At 36.8% G+C, this 19,682-nt stretch carries 20 protein-coding genes; 8 read left to right on the top strand and 12 right to left on the bottom strand.

The features are described from left to right. Positions 1 to 113: 113 nt before the first annotated feature. From TYM08_RS05025 to TYM08_RS05035, 3 genes are all read right to left on the bottom strand, one after another. Positions 114 to 404 carry a DUF7684 family protein gene (locus TYM08_RS05025; RefSeq protein ID WP_422381877.1) on the bottom strand — a complete coding sequence of 97 codons (291 nt, stop codon included), beginning with the start codon at positions 402 to 404 and terminating at the stop codon, positions 114 to 116. A 93-nt stretch (positions 405 to 497) separates the two neighbouring features. Beyond that, the gene (locus TYM08_RS05030; RefSeq protein WP_422381878.1) at positions 498 to 947 is read right to left on the bottom strand and encodes a hypothetical protein; all 450 of its coding nucleotides are present in this window, start codon (positions 945 to 947) and stop codon (positions 498 to 500) included. Positions 948 to 1,412: 465 nt separating this feature from the next. Next, complete coding sequence (locus TYM08_RS05035) at positions 1,413 to 1,730, bottom strand: hypothetical protein (RefSeq protein ID WP_422381879.1); 318 nt, start codon at positions 1,728 to 1,730, stop codon at positions 1,413 to 1,415. A gap of 461 nt (positions 1,731 to 2,191) precedes the next feature. On the opposite strand from TYM08_RS05035, the gene TYM08_RS05040 reads away from it, so the two are divergent. Both TYM08_RS05040 and TYM08_RS05045 read left to right on the top strand, forming a co-directional pair. Then, the gene (locus TYM08_RS05040) at positions 2,192 to 2,623 is read left to right on the top strand and encodes a site-specific integrase (protein WP_422381880.1); all 432 of its coding nucleotides are present in this window, start codon (positions 2,192 to 2,194) and stop codon (positions 2,621 to 2,623) included. Between the two features lie 3 nt (positions 2,624 to 2,626). After that, on the top strand, positions 2,627 to 3,118 hold the full coding sequence (locus tag TYM08_RS05045) for a tyrosine-type recombinase/integrase (RefSeq protein WP_422381881.1): 492 nt from the start codon (positions 2,627 to 2,629) through the stop codon (positions 3,116 to 3,118). Between the two features lie 160 nt (positions 3,119 to 3,278). Here the strand turns inward: TYM08_RS05045 and TYM08_RS05050 are convergent, their stop codons facing one another. Then, on the bottom strand, positions 3,279 to 3,911 hold the full coding sequence (locus TYM08_RS05050; protein WP_422381882.1) for an alpha-ketoglutarate-dependent dioxygenase AlkB family protein: 633 nt from the start codon (positions 3,909 to 3,911) through the stop codon (positions 3,279 to 3,281). Positions 3,912 to 4,038: 127 nt separating this feature from the next. Beyond that, on the bottom strand, positions 4,039 to 4,902 hold the full coding sequence (locus TYM08_RS05055; RefSeq protein WP_422381883.1) for a methylated-DNA--[protein]-cysteine S-methyltransferase: 864 nt from the start codon (positions 4,900 to 4,902) through the stop codon (positions 4,039 to 4,041). 105 nt (positions 4,903 to 5,007) lie between these two features. On the opposite strand from TYM08_RS05055, the gene TYM08_RS05060 reads away from it, so the two are divergent. The 6 genes from TYM08_RS05060 (at position 5,008) to TYM08_RS05085 (ending at position 12,594) form a co-directional block, all read left to right on the top strand. Then, positions 5,008 to 6,180, top strand: a complete 1,173-nt coding sequence (locus tag TYM08_RS05060; protein WP_422381884.1) for a GNAT family N-acetyltransferase — start codon at positions 5,008 to 5,010, stop codon at positions 6,178 to 6,180. 159 nt (positions 6,181 to 6,339) lie between these two features. Beyond that, positions 6,340 to 7,443, top strand: coding sequence for a glycine cleavage system aminomethyltransferase GcvT (gene gcvT / locus TYM08_RS05065; RefSeq protein ID WP_422381885.1), 1,104 nt, complete (start codon positions 6,340 to 6,342; stop codon positions 7,441 to 7,443). Between the two features lie 2 nt (positions 7,444 to 7,445). Next, complete coding sequence (gene gcvH / locus TYM08_RS05070; protein ID WP_422381886.1) at positions 7,446 to 7,832, top strand: glycine cleavage system protein GcvH; 387 nt, start codon at positions 7,446 to 7,448, stop codon at positions 7,830 to 7,832. Between the two features lie 414 nt (positions 7,833 to 8,246). After that, entirely contained in the window at positions 8,247 to 11,120 is a 2,874-nt protein-coding gene (gene gcvP, locus TYM08_RS05075) for an aminomethyl-transferring glycine dehydrogenase (protein ID WP_422381887.1), read from the top strand. 209 nt (positions 11,121 to 11,329) lie between these two features. Further along, a complete protein-coding gene (locus TYM08_RS05080) occupies positions 11,330 to 11,827 on the top strand; it encodes a glycine cleavage system protein R (protein ID WP_422381888.1) in 498 nt (165 codons plus the stop codon). Between the two features lie 71 nt (positions 11,828 to 11,898). Continuing rightward, the gene (locus TYM08_RS05085) at positions 11,899 to 12,594 is read left to right on the top strand and encodes a hypothetical protein (RefSeq protein ID WP_422381889.1); all 696 of its coding nucleotides are present in this window, start codon (positions 11,899 to 11,901) and stop codon (positions 12,592 to 12,594) included. Positions 12,595 to 12,651: 57 nt separating this feature from the next. On the opposite strand, the gene TYM08_RS05090 is transcribed toward TYM08_RS05085, so the two are convergent. The 7 genes from TYM08_RS05090 to TYM08_RS05120 form a co-directional block, all read right to left on the bottom strand. After that, entirely contained in the window at positions 12,652 to 13,968 is a 1,317-nt protein-coding gene (locus tag TYM08_RS05090; RefSeq protein WP_422381890.1) for an ATP-binding protein, read from the bottom strand. Between the two features lie 32 nt (positions 13,969 to 14,000). Continuing rightward, complete coding sequence (locus tag TYM08_RS05095) at positions 14,001 to 14,669, bottom strand: response regulator transcription factor (RefSeq protein WP_422381891.1); 669 nt, start codon at positions 14,667 to 14,669, stop codon at positions 14,001 to 14,003. A 2-nt stretch (positions 14,670 to 14,671) separates the two neighbouring features. Then, complete coding sequence (locus TYM08_RS05100) at positions 14,672 to 14,989, bottom strand: hypothetical protein (protein WP_422381892.1); 318 nt, start codon at positions 14,987 to 14,989, stop codon at positions 14,672 to 14,674. 266 nt (positions 14,990 to 15,255) lie between these two features. Further along, on the bottom strand, positions 15,256 to 15,579 hold the full coding sequence (locus TYM08_RS05105; RefSeq protein ID WP_422381893.1) for a hypothetical protein: 324 nt from the start codon (positions 15,577 to 15,579) through the stop codon (positions 15,256 to 15,258). Between the two features lie 238 nt (positions 15,580 to 15,817). After that, on the bottom strand, positions 15,818 to 17,788 hold the full coding sequence (locus tag TYM08_RS05110; protein WP_422381894.1) for a glycoside hydrolase family 3 protein: 1,971 nt from the start codon (positions 17,786 to 17,788) through the stop codon (positions 15,818 to 15,820). Then, positions 17,769 to 18,323: a hypothetical protein gene (locus TYM08_RS05115; protein ID WP_422381895.1), complete on the bottom strand. Its 555-nt coding sequence runs from the start codon at positions 18,321 to 18,323 to the stop codon at positions 17,769 to 17,771. Before TYM08_RS05115 ends, TYM08_RS05110 begins: the two co-directional genes overlap by 20 nt. Next, a complete protein-coding gene (locus TYM08_RS05120) occupies positions 18,320 to 19,453 on the bottom strand; it encodes an exo-alpha-sialidase (RefSeq protein WP_422381896.1) in 1,134 nt (377 codons plus the stop codon). Before TYM08_RS05120 ends, TYM08_RS05115 begins: the two co-directional genes overlap by 4 nt. Positions 19,454 to 19,682 lie beyond the last annotated feature (229 nt).

Raw genomic sequence — 19,682 nt, forward strand, 5'->3', positions numbered from 1 at the left:
AGAATCTAACGCTCAAATAAACCGCGCAAAAACGCGGAGCCTTCTTTGTGTATACTTCGCGAAGCGAAACACAAAGAAGGTGGAGTGTTTTGCGTCGGTTTTAATTTGCTTTGTTATATGGAAAACTCGCGAACTATACATTTAAATTTAGTTGAGAAGTTATTTGCAAATTCAATGACATCCTCAATAGATTCATCTGGATGACAAGTTGTAGTAATATACCGTGATTTTATACCATCACCTATTGCAAGTTCATCCATTACATTTTCCCATACTTCACAATCTTTACCAACTGCGCAAAATAATTCAACTTTATCATCCAAAAAAGTTAATAATAATTCGTCATGTTTCGGATCATAACCACTTTCAGAAATCAGAACGACTTTATACATTTTATTTGCCATATAACGCCCCAATAAGGGGCTAAAAATTGTTTGCTAAAATGTGTAGCGAAGCGAAACCGAGCAAACTGTTTTTAGTCCCTCTTAATTGGCTTGTTATGTTTTTACTGCGCTGATATATGACCAGTTTGATCTGATACCCGCAGCGTAAGACAAGCCGATTGCTAGCCAAACGGCTGAGCTTGATACCCAAAACCAAATACCTAAACTTACAACGTACGGACTATCAAATAGCATAGGGATGAAAAAACCGTACGAGCCTCTGATTATACATAAGGCGGCAATTAATATTAGGAATAACTTTAAAAATGGAAGTTTACGAATTATACCTGCACCAGAAAGTGCGTATAAAGACCAGCCTAAAAAGATACACGCTAAAATTAAACCAACAAAAGCTGGATACATAGAGCCAGATTCAGCTTGTTTAGCTAAATTTTCACCTGCTCCTGACGCTAAATACCAATCTGGTCCACCAATTATTATTGCTATGTGAAGTAAGCTACCAAGAAAGGTTAATACTGCACCAAAAATAAAACTCTGCTTCATCAGATGACTCCTTCCTAGAATGAAAACATAACGCCTCATTAAGAGGAAATTTATAGTTGGCTAATATGTTGAACGCAGTGAAAACAGCCAACTGTAAATTTTCCTGCTTTAATGCCTTGTTATATATTTTTTAAAAGCTTAACTAAATTAACCCGTTAAACCATTATTTGCAATATGAACTGCATCACCCACCACAACGTAAACCCGAACCTGATTAAAAGGAATTTACGCATTACATTATTTTATAAACTTAAGGTTTGATTAATACAAAACCAAAAGAATTACACACCAACTTGCTTGAAATACACAAATGCTCAGAAGCAATTAAAATAGAATTAGTTGTGGTATATAACGCTCTAATAAACCGCGCAACAACGCGGAGGCTTCTTTGTGTATACTTCGCGAAGCGAAACACAAAGAAGGCGGAGTGTTTTGCGTCGGTTTTGATTAGCTTTGTTATACGGGTTAGCTAGTGAAAAATTTTATATAGTATTCTTCATCATCGTCTTCATAATATTCTGATAATTCTCTAATTTCATTTAAAAATTCAGCACCTTCCAGCTTACGTATATCAGCTGTATACTTTATATTATAAGTTAATACTGCATCATCAAGTAATCCATCTAGATAATCTGGTTTCTTTACTAAAAATACTAAATCATAACCAGACTTTCCATATATTTTGGCTTGGTCTGTTGGGTAGAAGTCACCCATAAAATCTTTGATTTTTTCTTTAATCGTATCTTCTGCATCAATTATTGCTAAATATAAATACGCTGACATTTTTTATTTTTCCTGATAATTTATCGTATAACAGCTATATATACGACAAACGAAAAAAAATCCATTTGTCGTGTTATTTTTAAATTTAAGAGCGAACTATACCAATTGAGTATTCTCAAGTCTAGGCGGTAAAAGGGGGCGTGGCTTTATGGTTGTCTTTTATGTGTGATAATTACAAAAGAAAACACGTCATATTTATAAAGGGTGTCCGTTTGTACTAGATATAGCGTCATGTAATTGTGCTTTGAATCACCTATTTTTACTGGTTTACATTTCGTAATGTCGGTTGAACAAAGATAGTGCGTCATTGAAATTTCAAGCTGATAAAATTTTCTAAAACGACAGGTTTGAACAATCAGGATTGTTTAAATTACATTTATTTACAAAATTAACTTCTATATTTTTGCGTTATTTCATTTTACTGTTACTGTTTATATATACAGTATTGGGGGGTAGGTTTAATGAATTATAATCAGTTAGAAGTAAATAATGATATTGCTAAAGTAATACCTGAAAAGCCTATTAAATTGATGGATCAATTTCGTTTTTTCATAAGAGCAAAAAACTACGCGTTGAAAACTGAAAAGACATACTGCTATTGGGTAGTATCGTTTATTCGTTTTCATAAATTGCGACACCCCAAAGAAATGGGAGCAAATGAGATTGATCAATATTTATCCCATTTGGCAGTTAATGAGCATGTAAGTATCAATACTCAAAAAACAGCATTGAATGCTTTAATTTTTTTGTTTACTAAATATTTGAAAATTAAAATTGAGAAATTGGATTTTAGGTACAGTAAGCAAACCGTTAGATTACCGACTGTTTTTTCACACAATGAAGCAGTCAGTATTATTAATGATTTAACTGGAAGTACCGCATTGGCTGTTTAACTGATGTATGGCTCGGGTTTAAGGGTTATGGAGGTATGTCGACTCAGAGTGATGGATATTGATTTTGAGAATAATTATATTATCGTTCGTACATCAAAAGGTAATAAATGGAGGAAATGTTTATTACCTAATAATTTAATAGAAGACATCAAACAACGAATTATAAACACTCAAAAGCGGCACGAACAAGATTTAGAAGAGGGTTATGGAACCGCTTATTTACCTAGCGCGTTATCCAAAAAAAGTCCTAACGCCAGTAAAGAATTTAAGTGGCAATATTTATTCCCATCAAGGAAGCAAAGTGCAAATAGAATAACAGGTGAAATTCAAAGATTTCACATGCATGAACGAAAATTACAACGTGCGGTTTCTCAGGCTATTGCAAATAATCATATCCACAAAAAAGCAAATTGCCATACATTCAGACATAGCTTTGCAACTAGGTTATTAGAAAATGGCACGGACATTCGTAATATTCATGCCTACAGGACGTAGGTAGTAGAACTGTGTCTGGAACTAACAGTCGAAGAGTTAATGGGGCATTCGGATTTATCAACAACTGAAATTTATACTCATGTAGTCGGGGTCAAAGACCGCTCTATTGTGAGTCCAATTGATTTGTAGGTTACCTATAACAGTTTAAAAAAATATGCACTTATCTAACAGGATCAATAGTCGTTTTCCGTCCATCCGTAATCGTCCTAAACGTCAAATTAATTCGAGGCAGCTTACTCTTTAAATTAATAGGCAAGCTATGTAGCCAATATATTTGAGTTTTACCTTGCATCATCAACAAGCTACCAGCTTCTAATTCGATAGAGCAGGAGTGTTTTTTTGTTTTATGTTTGAATGAGAACTTTCGTGGCTCTCCTAAACTCAGTGACGCAATGCTCGTTTGCTCACCCAATACCGTTTCATCGTCACTGTGCCACGACATACCCTGTTCACCATTTTCATATAAATTGAGTAAACATGAGTTAAATTTTTGATTGGTTTTAGCTTCAACTATGGATTTTAATTCTAATAACTCATCTGTCCACTGATTCGCTTGTTTGGTGGTGCCAGAATAATGATAGGCATAGTTTTTATTTCCATACCAAGCAACTTTACGCTTAGTGGTTACGATCTTGCCATTAATTTGGACTTGATCATGTTGCCAGTTAATTTCTTTTAATAACGTTTCAAAATAATGTTGTGCTTCTTGTGCTGACAATATAGCGCCCAAGTAATTCACTTCACCCTGATAAAGCAAAAGGTTTAAATCTGGATCATTCTCAAATAAATTCATTTATTAACTCTGTGTGTATTTAAAGTTTTTACCTTAACTTATTTTCAGCCTCAAGCCTCAAGCCTCAAGCCTCAAGCCTCAAGCCTCAAGCCTCAAGCCTCAAGCCTCAAGCCACTTTCTTCATGCCTCAAACATCCGACTTTCTAAATCCCTGTTCCCACCCAATCATGGCTGTCTTTCTTGTAGTGCCCCACATATACCCACCCATTAAGCCCGATTGTTGTATCACTCGATGACAAGGGATTAAAAATGAAACAGGGTTGCTACCAATTGCAGTGCCAACTGCGCGAGATGCTTTTGGGTTGTGTATGCTCTGCGCGATATCACCATAGGTGCTTAATGCACCATTAGGAATAGTGAGTAAGGCTTGCCAAACTTTTAGCTGAAACGCTGTCGCTTTTAAATGTAATTTAATAGCGGGTAAATCATTCCAATCTTGTTTAAAAAAACTCAAAACATGGTGGTGGCTAGGATGCGTTTGTTGAATCAACGTTGCCTGTGAAAATCGTTTTTGCAGATCTAAAAACGCTGGTTGATTGTCATCATCAAAGCCCACATAACAAATACCTTTTTCAGTGGAAGCAATTAACACGTTACCAAAGAGACAGTCATACACATCGTATTGGATTACTAATCCTTTGCCTGATTGTTTGTATTGCCCAGGAGTCATCGCCTCAATATTAATATACATGTCATGTAATCGAGCTGGGCTTGAAAGGCCGGTTAATTCACTGGTATCTAAAATAGAGCGTTGCTTTTTAAGTAATGCTTTCGAGCTTTGCACATTGGTAAATTGTAAAAACTGTTTGGGGCTCACTCCCGCCCAATCACTAAACAATCGCTGAAAGTGAAAAGGGCTTAAATTTACATGCTTGGCAATGTCATCTAACGAAGGCTGTTGGGTTTGTTTATCTAATATAAAATCAATGGCTTTAGCAATGCGTGTATATTGCGAAGCGTGCTTGTTGTGTTCAATTGAATGAGGCTTCATAAGTAAGCTGTGTTTATAAGTTATCCACATGATAAAGGCACAAAGCTGGTTTTCCCACCCGAATCTTGCTTAAATTGCATTACTGTAGAATTAAGTCAGATTATTATGAGCAACCACGCAATACAATACCAAATTATCACAAGCATTAATGATGTTTCAGCGGCACAGTTAGATCGACTAAACACTCAAAACTGCCCATTTTTACAGCACGCATTCTATTTAAATTTAGAACAATCAGGTTGTATTGGTGAAGACTCAGGTTGGATCGCGCATTATGTCATTGGTTTATTAGATAATGACGAAAGCAAGTTAGTTGTGTTTGTCCCGTTATTTTTAAAAACACACAGCTACGGCGAATTTGTATTTGATTTTACATGGGCGCAAGCATACGAAAACAACGGGTTACAATACTATCCAAAGCTTCTTAACACTTTACCCTTTACGCCAGCGGTCGGCCCCAAACAATTAATTGATGTTAGTTGTGATGTGTTTGAGGTTAAACAATCTCTAAAACAAGTATTCAAACAAATTTGCAACCAAAACCAATTTTCATCCTGTCATGTATTATTTGATCAAGACGCAAAATCCTTTGCCGATGATGACTTTATGCTACGCCAAGACGTGCATTTTATTTGGCATAATCAACAATACCAACACTTTGATGATTTCTTAGCGTTATTTAAATCTCGTAAACGTAAAAACGTAAGTAAAGAGCGCAGAGTATTAAAAGAGCAGGGCATCAGTTTTGAAATTAAAGAAGGCGATTCAATAGAGTCTGAAGATATGAGTGTCTTCTATCAATTTTACCAACGTCAACATGCCAAATACAGCCGTTATAGAAGTAATACAGGGTATTTAAATCAGGCGTTTTTTAATCAATTATTACAAACCCAATCAGACTCATTAGTCATGGTGTGTGCAAAGTTAGATGGGCAAACCGTCGGTGTCGCCTTAAGTTTTAAAGATAACGATACGCTTTATGGTCGATACTGGGGTTGCTCTGAAGAGCATGAGTTTTTGCATTTTGAAACCTGTTATTACCAAGGTATTGAATATTGTATTAAAAACAATTTAAAAACCTTTGATCCAGGCGTGCAGGGCGAACATAAACTTAATAGAGGGTTTGTGCCTCATAAAACATTCTCAACTCACTACATTACCCATCCTGAATTTAAAGCCGCTATTCAAAATTTTGTGATTGAAGAAAGACAGCATTCTGATTTGTATTATGATGAGAAGTTAAGTGAGGTTGTGTTTAAGCTTGAAGTACAAAAATGAAATTTGTATTTTGAAGTTGGTTTTTGCGCCATATTTCGATTTATATCGCATTTTAAGGTTTCAATTATTATTGAATATACACACCTTTTTACATTGCAGAAGTGGTATTTAAGGCCAAAATGACTATAATTTGCATCCGATATTTTTATTGAGTTTTTTATGGGTTTTCAGACGGCACTTTTTGCCGCTCACGTAGCGGCAAATGCGAAATTAGTCGATTTTGGTGGTTGGGATATGCCCATTCATTATGGCTCGCAGTTAAAAGAACATGAAATCGTGCGTACCGACGCAGGTATGTTTGATGTGTCACATATGACTGTGGTTGATGTGGCAGGCCCACAAGCTAAGACGTTCTTACAGCGTTTATTAGCAAACGATGTAGACAAACTAAAAACAACCGGTAAAGCGCTTTATAGCGGCATGTTAAACGCAGATGGCGGAGTAATTGACGATTTAATCGTATATTTACTTGAAGATATGTACCGTGTTGTCGTCAATTGTTCAACTCGCGAGAAAGATTTGGCGTGGATGCAGCAAATTGGTAAAAAGTTTGACGTGAGCATTACTGAACGCCCAGAATTAGCAATGATCGCCGTTCAAGGCCCTAAAGCCATTGAATTGACTGAAAAAGTCATGAAGTGTAATGCTTTAGAATTATCCGTATTTCAAGGTGCGTTTTTAAACGATGCCCGTTTTGCTGATTGTTTTGTTGCCCGCACCGGTTATACAGGTGAAGAAGGCTATGAAATTATGGTGCACCAAGACAACGCTGAATCCATGTGGAATGCATTGTTAGAAGTAGGCGTAAAACCCTGCGGTTTAGGCGCACGTGACACGTTGCGTTTAGAAGCCGGTATGAATTTATACGGCAACGATATGGACGAAACCATATCACCAATGGCGGCCAACATGGCTTGGACCATTGCTGCAAAAGACGAGCGTAACTTTGTGGGTAAAGAAGCCGTTTTAGAAGAAAAAGAATCTCAACAACAAGGCAAATTAATTGGCTTGTTGTTAGATGGAAAAGGCGTCATGCGTTCTCATCAATCGGTTGTTGGTGAAAATGGCGATGTAGTTGGTGAAGTCACCAGCGGTACGTTCTCTCCATCATTACAAAATTCCATCGCAATGGCACGAGTGACAGGTAAGCTACAATCTACTTACCAAATTGATATGCGCGGACGTTTAGTCAACGCAAAACGAGTTACTATGCCGTTTGTTAGAAATGGTCAATCCATCTATAAATTAACTGAAGAGTCATAAACATGAGCAATATTCCTGGAGATTTAAAATACGCAGCCACTCACGAATGGGTTCGTGAAGAAGGCGATAACATTGTAACCGTCGGTATTTCTGATTTTGCTCAAGAGCAATTAGGCGATATCGTGTTTATTGAATTACCAGAAGTCGGTACTTCAGTTGAAGCAGGCGACGCAGTAGCCGTAGTAGAATCCGTTAAAGCAGCATCGGATATCTACAGCCCAGTAACCGGTGAAATCATCGAAGTAAACCCAGCATTAGAAGACGCACCAGAATCCGTAAACGAAGATTCTTACGACTACGGTTGGTTCTTCAAAATCCGTCAGTCTGAAGGTGGCGATTTAGAAGAGTTAATGGACGCAGAGTCCTACCAAGATCAATGCGAAGAATAATTTAACGGCATTCTTCACGTTTAAAATCGCTCTGCTCTTCGTTGGAAAATGCTCACCTACTCCAGTAGGCTCACATTTTTTGCCTCGATCAAAACGATTTTAAACGCAAATTATTGCCGTTAAATAGTTTGGTTTTCACGCAAAAATGACGCCTGCTCTTCGTCAGAAAATGCTCACCTCACCAGTAGGCTCACATTTTCTTTCTCGATCAGACGCCATTTTTACGCAAACTAAAGCGTTAAATAAGCGGTTTTAATTTAAAAAAAGCTTAATCTGTGAATTTGTTAAAATACAATTTCTAGCTTCTAGCTTCTAGCTTCTAGCTTTTCGTTTTAACACTGTTATACCACCCTTAAACCTCAGCGAATTTCGTCTGGGGTTTTATTATATTTACCTACCCAAAGATTTTTTCCTATGAACAAACACAATTTATTTTTTAACGATGATTTTTTATCTCGCCATGTTGGTAGTGATTCTGATGCGCGCCAAATCATGCTTGAGCGTTTAGGTGTTAGCAGCTTAGAGGCGATGATTGATCAAATCATTCCTAGCGATATCCGAATTTCGGCTCCTTTAAATATGCACCCTGCACAAAGTGAATTTGCGGCAATGGATGTGTTACGTGATATCGCTAAGCAAAATAAATTGGCGAAAAATTATATCGGGCAGGGATATTATGAGTGCATTACGCCACCAGTAATTGGTCGTAATTTGTTTGAAAATCCGGGTTGGTATACGGCTTATACACCTTATCAGCCAGAAATCGCTCAAGGTCGTTTAGAGTGTTTGTTAAATTATCAACAAATGGTTGTGGATTTAACCGGTATGGAAATGGCAAACGCATCATTATTAGATGAAGCAACAGCAGCTGCTGAAGCCATGTCGATGATTAAGCGTGCTAATCGTAAAAATAAATCAAACGTGTTTTTTATTGACGAACAATGTTTTGCTCAAACCATCGACGTTGTTAAAACTCGTGCGCCGGGTTTTGGTTTTGAAGTGGTTGTGGGTAATTGGGAACAAGCAAAAGACGGCGATTATTTTGGCGCGTTATTGCAATACCCAGGTAAAGAAGGACAGGTACAAGATCCAACAGATTTGATTGAAGCGTTACATCAAAACAATTGTATGGTGGCAGTGGCAACAGATTTGTTAGCGTTAATGGCGCTTAAATCTCCAGGGCAATGTGGTGCCGATGTGGTGTTGGGTAACTCTCAGCGCTTTGGTGTACCAATGGGGTTTGGTGGTCCACACGCGGCCTTTTTTGCAACAAAAGATGCGTTTAAACGTAATTTACCTGGCCGTATTATTGGTGTGTCAAAAGACACAGACGGTAACTTTGCATTGCGTATGGCGTTGCAAACTCGTGAACAACATATACGCCGCGAAAAAGCGAATTCAAATATTTGTACTGCGCAGGTGTTACTTGCAAACATGGCGGTGAGTTTTGCGATTTACCACGGTCCAGCTAGATTAAAAACCATTGCTCAACGTGTTAATGCATTAGCGAATTTGTTTGCACATTGCTTGCGTGATAGCGGTTTAAAAATTCAGCACGAACAATTTTTTGATACAGTGACGGTGAATGTTGGCGATCGTATTGATGCCATTAAACAACAGGCTAGTGAAAAATTAATTAACTTAAATTATTTGTCAGGCTCTAAAATCAGCGTGTCATTTAACGAAACAAACACAGTTGAAGACATTTTAGATTTAGCTGAATTATTTGTGGGTCCTCATTCTATTAATGGTGAATCATTAATAGAAAGTTTTGAGGCGTTTGCAACGTTAGATAATTCAGTTTTACGTCAAGATGATATTTTAACTCATCCAGTATTTAATACGCATCACAGCGAAACTCAAATGATGCGTTATTTAAAATCCTTAGAAAATAAAGATTTAGCCTTAAATCACAGTATGATTTCACTGGGTTCTTGTACCATGAAATTAAACGCAGCATCACAAATGCAACCTGTAAGCTGGCCTGAATTTTCAAACATGCATCCGTTTGCGCCAAAAGATCAAACCAAAGGTTACTTAGCATTAGTTGACAGCTTAACGGATTACTTAAAAGCCATTACCGGTTTTGATGCAATTTGTATGCAACCTAACTCAGGTGCGCAGGGTGAATATGCAGGTTTATTAGCCATTCAAAAATACCATGAAGCAAATGGACAGCCACAGCGTAACGTTTGTATCATTCCACAATCTGCTCACGGTACTAACCCAGCCTCTGCTCAAATGGCAGGCTTAAAAGTAGTCGTTAGTAAATGTGATGATTTAGGTAATGTTGATTTTGCAGATTTAAAAGCAAAAGTATTAGAAGTAGGGGATAACCTGTCATGTTTAATGGCAACGTACCCATCGACTCACGGTGTATATGAAAAAGGCATTAAAGAAATTTTTGCTTTAATTCATGAACACGGCGGTCAAGTGTATATGGATGGCGCAAACTTAAATGCACAGGTTGGTCTTGTACAACCTGCGCAACTAGGTGCCGATGTTTCTCACATGAACCTACATAAAACCTTCGCTATACCACATGGCGGCGGCGGACCTGGCATGGGCCCAATTGGTGTGAAAGCGCACTTAGCGCCGTTTGTTGCTAACCACAGCGTGACACCCATTGACGATGCCAGTGTCGGTAATGGTGCAGTCAGTGCAGCAGCCTTTGGTAGTGCCAGTATTTTGCCTATTTCTTGGATGTACATCGCATCTTTAGGTCAAAACGGTTTACCGTTTGCTACGGCTAATGCATTGTTAAACGCTAACTATTTAGCACAAGAATTAAAAGAAGATTATCCAATTTTATACAGCAACACAGAAGGTTGGGTAGCACACGAATGTATTATCGATTTACGTCCAATTAAAGCGCAAACAGGTGTAACAGAAGTAGACATCGCCAAACGTTTAATGGATTTTGGTTTCCACGCACCAACCATGAGTTTCCCAGTAGCCGGAACCTTTATGATTGAGCCGACAGAAAGTGAAAGCAAAGGCGAGCTAGATCGTTTTATTTTAGCCATGCGTACAATCAAACAAGAAATTCAAGACATCCATTTAGGTAAAATTGAATTAACTGACAGCCCATTAAGTTTTGCACCGCATACACAGCAACAAGTGCTTAACGATAACTGGGATCATAAATACACTCGCGAACAAGCAGCGTTCGGTGCGCCATACTTAAAAGAAAATAAGTTCTGGCCAACGGTTTCAAGAATTGATGATGTGTACGGCGATCGTAATTTGTTCTGTACCTGTCCCGCTATTGAAGATTACGAGTCGTAGCGCACATATCACTTGAAAAATCGCGCATTACTGCGTTGGGAAATGATCACTTACATGTGTAAGCTCACATTTCCCGCCTTGTTCTGCACGATTTTTTAAGTAATCAAAGCTACTTGATGTGGTTCGATTTATAAATATTGCTCTGTTTTTAATAATTAAAACAGAGCGCGATGAAAAAGAACATTAAACAACTCACTGAGGAATAAAAAATGGAAATGATTTTAACGGTCATGGCTGATGATAAAACCGGTATTGTTGAGAAATTGTCAGATATCGTAGCAAGTGAAAAAGGCAATTGGTTAGACAGTCGTTTAGCTCATATGTCAGGTAAGTTTGCTGGTATTATCAAAATTAACTGCGTTGATTCAAATGTGGATGAGCTCACTAAAAAATTATCAGACTTAAAAGCGGATGGTATTTTAGTTCAATGCGAAATGGCTCAAGCTAAAACTGAATCGCTTGAAGGGATTAAAATTGAAATCACAAGCCACGACAGAAAAGGCATTGTAAAAGAAGTGACAGCAACACTCGCATCTTTGAATGTGAATATTCTTGAGCTGCATACTAAATGTTATATGGCACCCATGAGTGCTGAATTGATGTTTAGCGCTGTTTTAGATATTCAAATGCCACCAGGGGTTGGTTTTGATCAAATCGAAGGTGCCCTTGAATCGTTAAGTGCTGAATTAATGGTTGATGAAATATAAATTAACCTTTTATAACTAATTTAAATTGTATAAATAGGCGATTCAATCGCCTAATTACTAGGAGTATTATCATGAAGTATATTGTTTTGTGTGTCTGTTTGTTTGTGTTTCAAAATGCATTTTCAAAGTTCAATCAATATGAATCGGAAGATTCAGTATTTTATAATTATATAGGGTTGGGGGATGTAAGATTATCTAGTGTAGAAATAGTCGGAGGTATTTATTCATTATTAAAAGAGAATAATTACAACTCTGAAGAAGATTCTTTTGGTATTAATATTAATGCAGGCTATTTAATTAATAAAAACCTATTTACTCAATTTTCCCATAATCACTTTAATATTGATCGACCTGATTTCACAAACCTAAGTTCAACTTCTATTTTGATAGGAGTACGCTCTGTATCTCGTTTAATTGATCCAATTGTAAATATTGCATTGATTCATTCTCAAGATTTTTATGACAATCAAATCACAAATGTATATTCCGCTAATATGTATGCAGGGATAAAACTAAAGGCTCCTCTTTTTGATCAAGTTAAATTATCAAGTGATTTAAAACTGAAGTACGGTATCTCGCAAAGAAACGGTGATATGTTAAATGCAAGAGGATTATTAATTGGTTCCGATTTATATTTATTGAATCATCTTTCGATTTTTGTGGATGTGCAATTGAATATTCTGAATTTTATCGATTACAGTGAAGTGGAGGATAGTTTGTTTATATTATCCTCAAGCGCAATAGCAGGGGTGAAATACGTTTTTTAATTTTTATGCTTAAAAGCTTGTGATCAACAATCGCAAGCTTACTTTAAATTATAATGTTTAAAAACTCATAACAAACTTAGCGCCACCCAAATCAGACTGCTCAATGCTAATCCCTGCATTATAGGATGATAATATATCCACAACCACAGACAATCCAATACCTTGCCCAGTTTGTTGAGTGTCAGCACGTTCCCCTCGTTGTAAAATTACCTGTCTGCTTTCTTGTGCAATACCTGGTCCATTATCTTCAATGATGATTTGCGTCACATCACTTGCTTCATTACAGGAAATTTTAATTTGATTGTCGGTGTATTTAAATGCATTTTCAATTAAGTTTCCAAATACTTCCATAGCATCGTCTTCATTAATAGGAACCATACAGTGATCAAATGCGACGTCAATTTTAACGCCTTTGTCTTGATATGCTTTATTCAAAGCATTCACAATACGCTCTACGCTACTAAAAATATCAATTTGGGTGATGCTTTTGTTTTTGTGAGAAATAACCGCGCGGTTTAATTGATAGCTAATGATGTCATCCATGCGTTTAATTTGTTCATGGATAATCGATTGTTTGTCTGCCACTTCAAGTGAGTTCATGACAGCTAGAGGGGTTTTTAAACTATGGGCTAAATCCCCTAGGGTTTTTTTGTAGCGCTCACGTTGCGCGCGTTCTGCTTCAATTAACGCGTTTAAATTAGTGATTACAGGTTCAACTTCGCTTGGATACTTACCTAGTAAAAATTCAGATTTACCCTGTTTAATGCGTTTTAAATCAATGGCCACTTTGCCCAATGGTTTAAGTCCCCAAAAAATAATCGTACCAAGTACTAATAATAAAAATACAGTTAGTGAGGCAAGCCATACGTACATTTGTTTGCGAAATGCTTGTTGTTGAATATTGAAATTTTCTAAAGATTGAAATACAACAAGTCGAAACGTGACTTGATTGCCTGCTAAATCTGTATTGGTGACTAATTCGTTGATATAAAAATAATCTTGAAACGTACCTGCTTCAACTGAGGGGTCAAAATTATTTGTAAAATTATCTAAATCCGGCACCCATCGTGAGGACCAGCTTTTCCAAACAAGGCTGTCTTTGTCATCAAAGGCTAAACCAAAGATTGATGAATTTTCATCATTAAATGCAAGTAATCCAATTGGGCGTAAGGGTAAATAAATATTGTTATCTCTGATTTCAGAGAGTTCTAAAATATTAATTTTTTGTTCGTGTAGCGTGTCGGTGCCACTTGCAATCACTGAATTATACAGTGCTTTGTTTAAAGCAAAACCTGTTGAAATACAAAAGATTATTAACAAAAAAAAGGCTGAAATTAACAGCCTTGATTGTAATGAATTAAAAATTTTACTCATTGACGCAGCCTTTAAAGAGTCTTTAAGGACAATTAATAATTGATTCGATAACCTTGTCCACGAACCGTGGTAATGGGTTTTAACTCACCGGTTGGATCAAGTTTTTTACGTAATCGACCTACAAATACTTCAATGACGTTACTATCTCGATCGTAATCTTGATCATATAAATGCTCGGTCAATTCAACTTTAGAAATTACTTTGTCTTTTTTTAGAATTAAATACTCTAAAGTGTTGTACTCATAAGACGTTAATTCAATTTCTTCGCCATTAACGCTTGCAACTTTTTTAGCGGTATCTAAACTGATTGCGCCTGCTTCAATTATTGGTGTCGCGCTTCCTGCACTGCGTCGCACTAATGCGTTTAATCGGGCAATTAACTCTTCATTAATAAAAGGTTTCACTAAATAATCATCGGCGCCTACTTCTAAACCGATTACTTTTTGTTGCCAGTTGGAACGTGCAGTTAAGATAATAATAGGGAAGGTTTTGCCTTCGGCTCGTAATGTTCGAATCAATTCAATGCCATTTACTTCAGGTAGCCCTAAATCAACAATCGCAACATCATAGTCGTATTCACGTCCGTGAAATAAACCGTCACGGCCGTTCATAGCTATGTCTACCGCGTATTTATTTTTTGTTAAAACTTGTTTTAACGCTTCTACTAGTCTTGGTTCGTCTTCGACAACTAATACACGCATGTTTATTGTTCCTCTTGTGCAACGATGGTTAAACCTGTTGAAAAATGGATTTTAATTACTTTTAATTGGCCCTTTTTATAAAGTTTCACTTCAGCGGTGTCTCTATCGTTTGGGCTGCGTTTGAATTTGATTATTTCCATTTTTGGATAATCACATTGTATCGCTTTAATTACCTCAGCTTCATTAATCAATGGTAAGTCAGCTTGGGTGCAAGGTTGAACTTTAAGCGTTTTGCTAAGTGATTGGTCGTACACAACCTTTGGTTCGGCAAATGCCCAGCTAGAAAAGGTTGCCAAAAATAATAAACTATAGATTTTCATAATGGCCCTAATTGCTTGAAAGTTAGGTAAGTGTGCCAATTTCGGCTCACTGATGCAATAACATGCTTTACAGTATGTTATCAGTTTAGTCTTTTTGGATGAACTTTAGCTGAACTCAGTCGAGGGAATTAGAAAAAGTGAATTTTTAATAAAATTGAAGTGTTTGTTATTATCAAAGAAAAAGCCCTATCAATATTCTAGGGCTATTTTAAAAAGTTGTTCGCTTTTGTATTAATTTTATCAACTATAAAATTTTAGGATACTCATTATTTATCTTCAGGGTCTATAGTTAGTCCTGTCTCAAAATCGACAATAATGTGTTTCATTTCACCTTTTGCGTATAACTTAACTGTCACGATCTTTTCGTTTTTATCTTCAAAATCCATTTTAATTACTTCCATACCTTTGTAATCGCATTCAATGGCTTCTTTTACTTGGATTTCTTTTGATAACGGTAAATTTTCATTTGTGCATGGCTGTTTTTTAAGCTGTTTAGCTAGCACTTTGCTGTAATACAGTTCGGGTTCTGCTATTGCAAAACTTGAAACAATAATCAGTAATAATAAAAATATTTTGTTTGGTTTAATCATAATTCTCACATGGTTTTAAGTGTTTAACCTAGTTGTAGCTTGATAATTTCGCCAACTTAACTTGTTTGGCGAACGCTAGCAGGTAAGGCAAAAATCTTCATTTAATAAGCCATCATTTAATAAGCCATCAATTAATAAGTCATTATAGTAGACAAACAATGAATTTTGGCTGAATGACCAGTGTTAGTTCATAATTATCCACTTGATTGATTTGAGTGTTTTATTAAACTCAAATCATTCAATAACCATTCATCAAATAATTAAGCCCATAACCAAAGGGGTACAGTGGATCATAAACATCGTTTCCCACATTTAATTCAGCATCAGTAGGGTTTTTTGGCCAGCTAAAAGAAAGCTTACCTTTAAAATCAAAATTCACTTCACCTGCATTATTTTTAAATATCACTTCTGCAATGCCATTACCTTCGCTACCAGGAAGCCATGCCGCTATAAAGGCATCCATTTGTTCAATTTCTTGGTTTAATACCATCGGTCGGCCTGATACAAAAATTCCCACAACAGGAATGCCAGCTTCTTTAAAGCGGGTTAATGCTTTTAAATCACGTTTTACACGCTCTTGGTACATCATTGTTATGCCGTCTTGGCTGCCTTGAATAATGCCAGATTCATCGCGGTCGCCCATCATTTCAGCGTATGGCGATTCGCCAAATACATAAATTACTACATCGGGCTTTTCATCGGGTTTAAATGCGCCAATGCGGTTGTATTTAGCTTGGCCACCTGCATCTGTGACTAGCTTTTCAATCCCATCAAAAATGGTACTTCCATTTGGAAAGTCTGAATTTGATCCTACATTACCTTGCCAATCTATTGTCCAGCCACCTGTTTGGTTGCGCATGCTGTCTGCTGATAAACCCGCCACTAATACATTTAAGTTTCGCTCTAGAGGTAATATTGCATTGGTGTTTTTAAGCAACACTAATGATTCGCGCACAGCTTGGCGTGCAACTGCTCGGTGATCAGCAGAACCTAATAATTCAGTTTTGTTTGCATAAGGACGTAATGACGGTTTGGTTTGCTCAAACATACCCATACGCATTTTTACGGTTAAAATACGTGAGACCGCTTCGTCGATACGCGCCATAGTGATTTTGCCAGATTTCACATCTTTGATCGTTCCTTCAATAAATCCTTGCCAATCATTAGGTACCATCATCATATCGATGCCTGCGTTAATGGCTTGAGGGCAAGACTTAGTGTTGCAACCTTCTACTTGAGCATGACCGTCCCAATCGCCAATCACAAATCCATCAAAACCTAATTCGCCGCGTAAAACGTCAGTTAACAATAGTTTGTTGCCATGCATTTTTTCGCCTAATGCTTTTGAATACGACGCCATAACCGTTTGAACGTTTTCATTAATAGCAGGCAAATACCCAGGCATATGGATGTCTTTTAATTCTTGGAGGGTAGATTGATTGTCACCTTGGTCATCACCATTTAACGTACCGCCGTCACCCACAAAGTGTTTTGCTGTTGCAATAATGTGGTTGTCAGCAAGAATGTGGTTGCCAGCAAGAGTGTTGGTTTTAAAATCGTTGTCACCTTGAATACCACGAATAATATCATCAGCTAAGTTCACTACAATACTTGGGTCTTCGGAATACGCTTCGTAAGTGCGGCCCCAGCGATCGTTTCGAGCCACGGCTAATGTCGGGGCAAAGGTCCAATCTTGCCCTGTAATGCGAACTTCAAGTGCTGTAATCTCACCAATTTTTTGCATTAGTTCTGGGTTATTAGCTGCTCCTAAGCCTATGTTATGGGGAAATATCGTTGCGCCAATGACATTGTTGTGTCCATGAACCGCATCGGTGCCCCAAATAATAGGAATACCGATTCGGCCGTTTTCTTTAGATATTGACGCTTCATAATATCCGTCAGCATAGGTTAGCCAATCTTCAATACTGGCTCGCGGATTATTATAAGGTTTGGATCCTCCGCCATTTAATACGCTACCTAAATGAAACTCTTTAACTTGGGCGGCAGTAATATTTGGGATATCAGCTTGAGTCATTTGACCGACTTTTTCAGCAAGGCTCATGGAAGCTACAAGGGCTGCTACTTTTTGTTCCATAGTCTGTGCGCGATTGCTTGTAACCGATGTGGTTTGTTGAGACTGAAAATTGGTTTTGCAAGCAAGAACACTGGTCGCTAAAATGGCAGCTGTACTAATCAGTTTGAGATTCATTTGTGCGTCTCCAGAAATTAAATTTTAAACTAAAAGGAAGGATCAACCATAAAAAAGGATCAATCAAATAATCAAATAAATTTTGGCTTTCAAGTTTGTTCAGTGTATAAAAAATAATAGTCAATATTAAGCAAAAAAACATAAACCAATAATTAAATATTACACATAAGCTGAGTATTAAAAAACAAATCAGAAGCGTATTGAAATTTCCAAAACCCAATGCATATAACGAATATTGATTTGAAAATAAAAACATCCCGTACAATAACGCCCCTAACATAATTATACTTAATTTAAAGTGTAATAATTTTTTAGGGTCTAATGCAATTCGCCAATCAAATAACCAGTAAACATAAAAAATGACACTTAATATGGATAGTTGAGAGAACCATCCCGTTAAGAAAAAAGATAACGAATTTCCCATGTATATAGGTGTAAAACAGACAATGGCAGACATACCAATTAACCATAATAAGGGCAGTTTTGTATGAAATGTTTTGATTAAAAACGAAAAAATAATCCAACTAAAAATCATGATGCATCCTCACTTAATAGCCAAGCTAAATTAAATTCAACTAAATAAATACTTTTTCGATTATGTGTATAACTTAATGCGATGTCGCCATTTTTTTTCATTTTTAAGCTTGGGTACGAATACTCAATTTTTTTACTTTTAGGTTTGGTTACACGTTTTTCAACCCATTTTTTGTGCATCCATGTTTTACCTTGATCAACACTTATAGCAAGTCCTAACGCTTGGCGTTTTAAATCTAAAGGATTGTAAGCCATTAACCATAAATTTTGTGTAATTGAAATGACATCAATAGACGCATTTGGATTGGTAAATACAGGGTTTTGAAAGTCATTAACTTTTATACCTGAATTATTTAAATTGATTTGCGCCACTTGAATATTACCAGCGGGTTTAGGGCGTTGAAGTACTTGAATGTTATGATTGTCCTGTATAACCAAAACAGGCGCTAAGGCTTCATTGGGTGATTTTATGCCTTGAATAAAATGAATGTTATTGTCAGTGTCTAGTTTTATTATCTGACTGGATGTTTGGGCTAGCTCATAATAAGCTGGTAACCATATTTCATTTTGTTGATTTAAAATAGGATGTGCACGTACTAAAGTACTGATATTAAAAAATGGAGTTGTAACTATGCGTTGTGCCTGATTCCAGCTAAAGCCATTATCATAAGAGTGCATAACATTTAACTGGCTAGTGGCCCAACCGCCAACACTGACCGAAACATAAATCATCATTAAATGATTGTCCTGTATTTCAGTAATAACAGCATTGCCCACTTTTTTTATGTATCGGTTTAAATCAACACTGGTTCTTTGCCTGTTGGTGACTAAAAATGGCGCATCCCATGTTTGGGTGTCGTGTGTAAATCGTTGGGTATATAGCCCCACATCAGTGTGACCTTCACGGGTACCTGCAAACCAAGACACTAATAAATCTTGGTTATGTAACTCAATCACATTAGAGCTATGAAGTGCAGGCCAAACATCCAAACCCAGTTGCGTCGATTGAAAAAATACTTCATCAGTAAATGCAATGGAATCAGTAAGTGAAGGAGTGAATTCATCTGATGTTCGTGGTTGATAGGCTGTCCAGCAGATAATAAGGCTAAATAGGATGAATAAAAGTTTCACGATGATCATGGCCGATAAAAAAGTAACGCTATTATATACGCTTTGAGCTTGATATGAATGGGCAGGGAATAAATTGAAGCAATTCTTTAGGATTTTTTAAATAAAAAAAACAAACGCTCATATATCATAAGGTTGCATTTAGTTGCATGGGTATAAAAATAATTCGAACTAATATTTAGCTTATGTTTTAAATTATTACTGTTGTTTAAATATTGCCCTTCTATGTGGT

The organism is Marinicellulosiphila megalodicopiae (genome assembly GCF_045862395.1).
Taxonomy (GTDB): Bacteria; Pseudomonadota; Gammaproteobacteria; order Pseudomonadales; family Natronospirillaceae; genus Marinicellulosiphila; species Marinicellulosiphila megalodicopiae.

What these genes read in the sequence shown, in the direction of transcription:
- TYM08_RS05085 (WP_422381889.1), top strand. Translation starts at nt 11,899, where the DNA reads ATGAAGTATATTGTTTTGTGTGTCTGTTTGTTTGTGTTTCAAAATGCA.
- TYM08_RS05110 (WP_422381894.1), bottom strand. Translation starts at nt 17,788, where the DNA reads ATGAATCTCAAACTGATTAGTACAGCTGCCATTTTAGCGACCAGTGTT.
- TYM08_RS05040 (WP_422381880.1), top strand. Translation starts at nt 2,192, where the DNA reads ATGAATTATAATCAGTTAGAAGTAAATAATGATATTGCTAAAGTAATA.
- gcvH (WP_422381886.1), top strand. Translation starts at nt 7,446, where the DNA reads ATGAGCAATATTCCTGGAGATTTAAAATACGCAGCCACTCACGAATGG.
- TYM08_RS05045 (WP_422381881.1), top strand. Translation starts at nt 2,627, where the DNA reads ATGTATGGCTCGGGTTTAAGGGTTATGGAGGTATGTCGACTCAGAGTG.
- TYM08_RS05090 (WP_422381890.1), bottom strand. Translation starts at nt 13,968, where the DNA reads ATGAGTAAAATTTTTAATTCATTACAATCAAGGCTGTTAATTTCAGCC.
- TYM08_RS05095 (WP_422381891.1), bottom strand. Translation starts at nt 14,669, where the DNA reads ATGCGTGTATTAGTTGTCGAAGACGAACCAAGACTAGTAGAAGCGTTA.
- TYM08_RS05035 (WP_422381879.1), bottom strand. Translation starts at nt 1,730, where the DNA reads ATGTCAGCGTATTTATATTTAGCAATAATTGATGCAGAAGATACGATT.
- TYM08_RS05030 (WP_422381878.1), bottom strand. Translation starts at nt 947, where the DNA reads ATGAAGCAGAGTTTTATTTTTGGTGCAGTATTAACCTTTCTTGGTAGC.
- TYM08_RS05080 (WP_422381888.1), top strand. Translation starts at nt 11,330, where the DNA reads ATGGAAATGATTTTAACGGTCATGGCTGATGATAAAACCGGTATTGTT.
- TYM08_RS05025 (WP_422381877.1), bottom strand. Translation starts at nt 404, where the DNA reads ATGGCAAATAAAATGTATAAAGTCGTTCTGATTTCTGAAAGTGGTTAT.
- TYM08_RS05060 (WP_422381884.1), top strand. Translation starts at nt 5,008, where the DNA reads ATGAGCAACCACGCAATACAATACCAAATTATCACAAGCATTAATGAT.
- TYM08_RS05115 (WP_422381895.1), bottom strand. Translation starts at nt 18,323, where the DNA reads ATGATTTTTAGTTGGATTATTTTTTCGTTTTTAATCAAAACATTTCAT.
- TYM08_RS05100 (WP_422381892.1), bottom strand. Translation starts at nt 14,989, where the DNA reads ATGAAAATCTATAGTTTATTATTTTTGGCAACCTTTTCTAGCTGGGCA.
- gcvP (WP_422381887.1), top strand. Translation starts at nt 8,247, where the DNA reads ATGAACAAACACAATTTATTTTTTAACGATGATTTTTTATCTCGCCAT.
- gcvT (WP_422381885.1), top strand. Translation starts at nt 6,340, where the DNA reads ATGGGTTTTCAGACGGCACTTTTTGCCGCTCACGTAGCGGCAAATGCG.
- TYM08_RS05055 (WP_422381883.1), bottom strand. Translation starts at nt 4,902, where the DNA reads ATGAAGCCTCATTCAATTGAACACAACAAGCACGCTTCGCAATATACA.
- TYM08_RS05050 (WP_422381882.1), bottom strand. Translation starts at nt 3,911, where the DNA reads ATGAATTTATTTGAGAATGATCCAGATTTAAACCTTTTGCTTTATCAG.
- TYM08_RS05105 (WP_422381893.1), bottom strand. Translation starts at nt 15,579, where the DNA reads ATGATTAAACCAAACAAAATATTTTTATTATTACTGATTATTGTTTCA.